Consider the following 6,090-nt stretch of genomic DNA (forward strand, 5'->3'; position numbering starts at 1 on the left):
ATTGGTGCCGTCGTCACCACCTTGGTCATCACTGGATGTTTCTTGACCTGTTTCTGTCGTATCAGAGTCGGTATCTTCAGTAACACCTGCGCCTTGCAGGCTTTCACAACCCGTTATCGCAATCCCGAAACTAAAAATAAAACATAATCGAAATACACTTCTCTTCATCAATCTCCCCCTCATGCACTCAAGCGGCAACCCCAACATGATACTCCAAATGCAGGAGAGCACCAGTATATTCGAAGTTCTCACCGCTCTAGTCTCAAACCTGCCGCAATAGACGCCGCCGAAAAAGCCAAAGTGCTGGTATCAATAAATAAAACGATAAACCTTGCGATGCATTGCAACCGGAACAGCCGCCGCTTGCCGCCGGGTCGGGCTCGGCTGGCGAAACTGGCTCAGGTGAAACTTCATCTTCTGTCTCTGTCTCCGTCTCTTCTTGTGGTTCGCTGCCCTCTTCTGAATCAGTCTCTTCTTGGGTTTGCGCGGGCCGAAGAAATAAGGCCGGTGCATCCTCGGCCACATGACTATCAAACACCGCAAAATTCGCCGCGGCTTGAATAGCATCCCGGCTCGCATCATCGATGCCTTCGGGTGCCCACTCAAGAGAGTCTAAACGCTGCCCCGTCAACGAACCAAAGAGCGTGCAAGCCGTTAGATAGCTGCCCGTCAAGCTTGGGTGTGAGCCATCGCCAACATACAAGTTCCAAAACAACGAGGCTTCATCCAGCGGATCCTCACCGGCTGCGACGATGTCATCGTAAACCTTTTCAAACGCAAGCCCCGCCGGAACCACCACCACCGACCGGTTGTCTGTTGTTTGGGATGTTGCATATTGGAAATAACCATCACGCAGATGAGACTGCATAACTTTAAAATCGGGAAACCTAAGTGCATTTTGAGAATCACCACTTCGCCGCCCCCAGGTCATAAGAGCCAGAGTCTGAGCACCATTACCTTGAACGAGCTGATTCAGGCCGGCAAAGGAGGAGCTGCTCTCTTGATACGTTGGGTTGGCCTGAGGAAAGCCGGGAATTTGACTCTGCTCCTGGAGCATTACGGCAAAATAAGCTGGTCCTAAAATCTTTGTTCGCAGGTCGGTTTCACCGTTGGTGCCATCCGCTTCTGCAAGATGCTGTACAAAGCGTGCACCACCCAAAGCGTGCCGATCCGCTTCTACAGCCTCCCAATCCGAAGAGGCCTTGGCCATCAGCTTTACAGTCATCTGCTCCAAATCGTTGCCGTAGGTATAACTGTTACCAATAAACAAAAGTCTCGGCGTTTCCGCGAAGGCCGTCGACACTAAACTGAAAAAGATAAATCCAATGAGCCCAATGCACTGAATTCCATTTAATCTCTGATGCATAGAAAAGTCTCCTTGAGCGACCACTCAAACAGACTCTAACGAATATAGATACCGGGATGTGACTTAAAAGAACAAAGCCGCCAAACTATCCGCATGCCGGCGGCCATCCTGCGTCGCGCAAAGTTTATTGGACTCGTCAACGAGCCAGCCTTTGGCAAACGCATGAGAGCGCGCCGCTGCAATATCTGTTACAAAATCGAACCCAAGCCAGGGCTCCAGGGAGAACCCATCAAGCAACCGAACCCCCGTCATCACACGCTCGTTAAAGAGCTGGCGAGCGTTCAAGGTGTCACAAAACTCCGTGGTTTCATCTTGCACTGTAGGCAAGGCAGCTTCACCGGCTTCCATCGCTTTAAAATACTTTTCCGGCATTCTCCGATTTTCCCAGCGGTGACCTTCGTTCCATTCATCCCGAACAAAACTATGGGCCCCTGGTCCAAGGCCTAAAAAAGGACTCCCTGTCCAATACCTTTGGTTATGCCCAGAGCGTTTGCCGGGCTTCGAAAAATTACTCACCTCGTAGTGCTCAAAGCCAGAGGCCTTCATGGACTGCTCAATCAAAAGAGTCATTTCGAAAACGCGTTCGTCTGTGACCGGCGTAAACCTTTTTTTATCCAGGTAACGGGCATAGGGCGTACCCTCATGGAAAGTCATTTCATAGATGGAGACATGGTCTGGTTCAATGGCCTCGATGCAGCTTAGGTCTGCTTGTAAATCAGAGATTCTCTGCCCAGGAACACCAAAGATGAGGTCTAAGGAAATATTCTCAAAACCCGCATCGCGGCTCTGCTTAAAGGCCTCCATACTTTCATCAACACTGTGATCTCGGCCTAAAGTTTTCATCAAACTTGAACGGGTGCTTTGCCAACCCAAACTAAGCCGATTGATCCCAGCCTTTTGCCAACCCTCCAGGGCACCTGGTGCTAATGTACCCGGGTTCACCTCAATTGAAATTTCTGCATCCCCAAGGAGCGTAAAGCGCTCGCCAATAGCTTTGATGATGGCCGAAAAAAATGAGGGTGGAGCCAGTGATGGTGTTCCACCGCCGAAATAAATGGTTCCCACTGGCTGGTGCTCAAATAAAGGGGCGCGGCGTTTAATTTCACGCTGAATGCTTAGAGCAAGTTGCGCCCACGGGTGCTCTTTGCGGGCATAAACATTGAAGTCGCAATATGGGCAAATCGTGCGGCAGTAAGGCACATGCACATAGATGCCAAAAGAGTCCATCAGCGCTTACCTAGTTAACCTTCAAGATGCTGAGCTTACCGAGCAACATCACAATACGGGCTTGTTGCATAGGATCACCATCGGCTAATTTGATATGGGTTGCGTCCGCATTCACCTGGTTCCAGGTAGGGTCAACCGTATACCACTTACCGTTCGCTTTTACTTCCGCCCAGGCATGCCATCCAAACCCCTCACCCGCGGGCCAGTAGCCAATCCCAACCGCTACGCGAGCCGGAATCTTGAGTGCGCGAGCAAGACCAACGAAGAGTACACTGTGCTCCGTGCAGTCCCCTCGTTCTGATTGGAGGACTTCCAATGAGTTCGAGAAGCTAGGCACATAGCTGTCTTTCACGTGTTCGTAAACAAACCCTACCAGGCGGCTCACAGCGATATCGACCGTGGTTGCATCACCAATGACCTTACGGGCCACCGCCTGAATCTGAGGATTGGCGGCCTGGATAAAAGGCGTAGACTTCGTATACTCTCCGGCTGCCTTTTCAGGGAGCGGAGTGGTCGGAAGCGGGCCATCTTTGCGAAGTGTGAGGATCACCTTATCGGATTCCTGTACAACACCCTGTCTCTCAGATGCCGCCGGTAAGGTCTTACCAAAACCCTGCATCGTTATTTGGAGCTCTTCGATTTTATCCTGGTTGCGAATCGGGGCGGGCGGTTTCACCACCGCACTTACCAGAAGGTCTTGGGTGTAATCCTGGCGTTTCGCTTCTTTTTCAGACTCAAGTCGCGCCGTAAAAAAACCACCGACCTTGGCTTCAAAGAGTCGCCCTGTTGCATCGGCCCAGCTATTTTCAAGGACACCCATATCGAGATAGTTTGTCTCAATCTGCAAAAACGGCACCTCCACGCCGCCAAACATCTTTTTCTCGGCAGCAACCAGCGTATGCTCAACCTTCATGGTTTTCATAGCAGACGGGTCAAACTGCTCAACGACGACTTTTTTCCCTAAGGTTCCCTCTCGGGCAAGTTTGCGGACCGCAACGGCATCAGACAATGACTCAGCGGTGGTTACTGTATGGCTGGTTAAGGCGCTGCCGGCATTCACAACCAGCTTTAAAGCGCCACTTGCATCGCGTTTCGCTTCAACTCGTACGCTCCCGGTTTCGGCACTCTGTTCAAAAGACAATTTGACCAGCGCTTCTGTGCCGCGGTCGTAGGTACGCGTTTCATCCAAAACAACCCTCGACACTTTTCCCATGCCGCCCACTTTAGCTTCTAGGTAGGTCCGGAGAGTCACTTGAGAATCAGAGGGAATCATCTCAACCTTCATCCAGCCAGTTTTATGGGCATTGAGATAAACGCCGTAAAAAAGTGTGCTTTGCTCGTATAGGGGTACTTCCGCTCGAACCGGCTTCGGTGCATCCTGTTCAGGCGATTTCTCGGCCACTGGAGGTGGCTCGTTTGCGGCAATGACTTCAGATGCCGGTGCGGTCGCAGGGATCGGTGAGGCATCTTGAGTATCGCAAGCCCAGAGGCCGACCACGCAAAGCAAAGCTAAGATAGAATGTTTCATGGTACCGGTCTTTCGTTCTAAGAAGCGCCTAGCCTGGCGCGGAACAATCAAGAGAAATCAGAGAGGGGTTTTGAAGATTCAACCCGTTCAGCACCTAAGGTCCGAACTTTTACCACGCCTTCGGCAATCTCAGATTCACCAAGCACATAGAGCGCACGGGCGCCAAGCGACTCCGCCCGTTTAATCACGTGCTTAAAACGCCGCATGGAATAATCCACCCATACCTTACGGCCCTCGTTGCGAAGCGATGCAGCAATCTTATTCGCCACGGCAAAAGAAGATTCCTCCATGGGGTAAACCACGTCATCCACTCGAGAATCTTCCTTGGGCAAGAGGCCTCTTTCTTCAAGGAGCAAGCTGATGACAACATCTCCAAAGCCAAACCCAACCATGGGTGTAGGCTCACCGCCCAGTGTTTCCATCAAGCGGTCGTATCGTCCCCCGCCCGCAATAGCTCGTGGCACTTTGCCCGCGGTATCGAAAAGCTCCCACACAGTACCTGTGTAATAAGAGAGTCCACGCACTACCGAAAGGTCGATGCTGATTGATGACGCAATCCCGGATGCCTCGGCATACTCGATAAGGGTTGCGAGGCTTTGGTAACCGGGGTTGGTTTCGCCCACAGACTCCTTGAGGGCATCAATGCCTTTGATATCCAATAAGTCGAGAATCTTTTGGCCGCGCTCTTCATCGATGCCGCCCTCAAGAAGAAGCTCTAGAGTTTTCGCGTCGCCGATTTTGTCGCGCTTATCAATCGTCACACAAGCAGCTGCGAAGGCGTCACCCGTGATCTCGAGCTCTTTCAACGAAAATTCGAGAACCTGGCGATTGCTGACCTTGAAGATAATCTCAGGATTTTCACCCTCTACCTTGAAGCCAACTTCTTTTAAAAAAGCGACTTGTGCACTCATCAGCTCGACTTCGGCGGCGACACTCTCCAAGCCAATGACATCCATGTTCCATTGGAAGTGTTCACGCTTGCGACCTTTTTGCATGCGTTCATAACGAAAGCACTGAGGGATACTGAACCAGCGCGCAGGAAGTGCTTGGCCTTTACCTCGGCTCATCATCATCCGCGCAAGGCTTGGTGTCATTTCAGGACGCAGCGCGACCTTTCGCTCGCCCTTGTCAGCGAAGTTATAAAGCTGACCCACAATTTCATCACCCGCCTTACGGGTATAGAGTTCTTCTGCTTCCACCACACAAGCATCGTATTCTTCATACCCAAAGCGGTGGGCAACCCGGCGCCAAGTGGAGAATAACCAATTGCGAATCCGCATATCTTCCGGGAAGAAATCGCGCATTCCTTTGACAGGCTGTGTGGAAATCATCGTTTTACTCATACCGTGGCTAGTACCGGGGTCTCGGGGATTTCTCAAGGTTTACAGGGTCTTTAGTTGAGATCTTCAGTACCCTCGGTGAATCCGGCGGCTGAAAGTCCGTCAGAGCACCCCCGTTTTTCAAAAAGCCCAACAAAATCAGGCCAAGTTCCTAGTGAAGAACTTTTGTAGGCATTTTATCGATACTCTTGTTTAGAACCCTCTCAGGGCGGTTGTACTCCCATGCCTTTTTCCCTAGAAGGCGCCCACGAACAGCCCAGGGGCAGTCGCAGAGACCGCCCTGAAAATGACCTCGAAGGGGATATTCAATGTCATTGATAAAGAACACTTTCTTTATTCTTCTACTCGCACTTGCCACTGGCTGTGCAGCCGTCGAAGAAGCAGAAACCAAAAACCCAACTGATACAACCGACGCAAGTGATGCGGCAGACGCAAGCGATGCAGCAGACGCAAGCGATGCGGCAGACGCAAGCGATGCGGCAGACGCAAGTGATGCAGCAGACGCAAGTGATGCAGCAGACGCAAGTGATGCGGCAGACGCAAGCGATGCAGCAGACGCAAGTGATGCAGCAGACGCAAGCGATGCAGCAGACGCAAGTGATGCGGCAGACGCAAGCGATGCAGCAGAC

6 protein-coding genes are annotated in these 6,090 nt (G+C 51.6%); 1 reads left to right on the top strand and 5 read right to left on the bottom strand.

Going from position 1 to position 6,090, the window contains the following annotated elements:
* The 5 genes from HOK28_15350 to HOK28_15370 all read right to left on the bottom strand — a co-directional run.
* Window positions 1–168, bottom strand: a 168-nt coding sequence (locus tag HOK28_15350) for a hypothetical protein (GenBank protein ID MBT6434474.1), incomplete at its 3' end; no start/stop codon positions are given.
* Between the two features lie 94 nt (window positions 169–262).
* Window positions 263–1,366: a hypothetical protein gene (locus HOK28_15355; GenBank protein MBT6434475.1), complete on the bottom strand. Its 1,104-nt coding sequence runs from the start codon at window positions 1,364–1,366 to the stop codon at window positions 263–265.
* 63 nt (window positions 1,367–1,429) lie between these two features.
* Window positions 1,430–2,593: a radical SAM family heme chaperone HemW gene (gene hemW, locus HOK28_15360; GenBank protein ID MBT6434476.1), complete on the bottom strand. Its 1,164-nt coding sequence runs from the start codon at window positions 2,591–2,593 to the stop codon at window positions 1,430–1,432.
* Window positions 2,594–2,603: 10 nt separating this feature from the next.
* Window positions 2,604–4,121 carry a transglutaminase domain-containing protein gene (locus tag HOK28_15365; protein ID MBT6434477.1) on the bottom strand — a complete coding sequence of 506 codons (1,518 nt, stop codon included), beginning with the start codon at window positions 4,119–4,121 and terminating at the stop codon, window positions 2,604–2,606.
* A gap of 47 nt (window positions 4,122–4,168) precedes the next feature.
* Window positions 4,169–5,452 (bottom strand): histidine--tRNA ligase, encoded by a 1,284-nt coding sequence (locus HOK28_15370; GenBank protein ID MBT6434478.1) that lies wholly within the window; start codon window positions 5,450–5,452, stop codon window positions 4,169–4,171.
* 317 nt (window positions 5,453–5,769) lie between these two features.
* Between HOK28_15370 and HOK28_15375 the strand changes: the two genes are divergently transcribed.
* Window positions 5,770–6,090: hypothetical protein (locus tag HOK28_15375; protein MBT6434479.1), on the top strand; the 321-nt coding region annotated here is incomplete at its 3' end.

The sequence above is a fragment of the Deltaproteobacteria bacterium genome, from assembly GCA_018668695.1.
In the GTDB taxonomy this organism is placed as follows: Bacteria; Myxococcota; XYA12-FULL-58-9; order XYA12-FULL-58-9; family JABJBS01; genus JABJBS01.

Bases quoted from the DNA above. Each gene is read 5' to 3' on its own strand.
- hemW (MBT6434476.1), bottom strand. From the start codon at position 2,593: ATGGACTCTTTTGGCATCTATGTGCATGTGCCTTACTGCCGCACGATT.
- HOK28_15355 (MBT6434475.1), bottom strand. From the start codon at position 1,366: ATGCATCAGAGATTAAATGGAATTCAGTGCATTGGGCTCATTGGATTT.
- HOK28_15370 (MBT6434478.1), bottom strand. From the start codon at position 5,452: ATGATTTCCACACAGCCTGTCAAAGGAATGCGCGATTTCTTCCCGGAA.
- HOK28_15365 (MBT6434477.1), bottom strand. From the start codon at position 4,121: ATGAAACATTCTATCTTAGCTTTGCTTTGCGTGGTCGGCCTCTGGGCT.